The 279-nt window shown below is 53.4% G+C and carries 1 protein-coding gene; it reads left to right on the top strand.

Features of this window, described 5'->3' with window-relative positions; all coding sequences use genetic code 11:
• Positions 1-279: RagB/SusD family nutrient uptake outer membrane protein (locus AC0L17_RS34720; protein WP_473519027.1), on the top strand; the 279-nt coding region annotated here is incomplete at both ends.

Raw genomic sequence — 279 nt, 5'->3', positions numbered from 1 at the left:
ATCCCCGACAATGCGGCTACGCCAGGTCGTAATACCCTCAAGGAGTGCTATGACTTCATCATCAAGAACCTCACGGAGGCTATCTCCAGCAATGCCCTTGAGGATACCAGCTATGGCTACATCAGCAAGTCTGCAGCTAAGGCACTTCTGGCTCGCGTGTACCTCTACAAGGGAGACACCGAGGGCAATACGAAGGCACTCAGCCTGAGCAAGGAAGTCATCGACAGTCATCTCTATGAGCTCGCTACCGATGTCACGACCTACAAGCAGGTATGGAGC

The sequence above is a fragment of the Mesorhizobium sp. WSM4829 genome (genome assembly GCF_055811475.1).
This window is presented reverse-complemented; position numbering and strand designations above follow the sequence as displayed.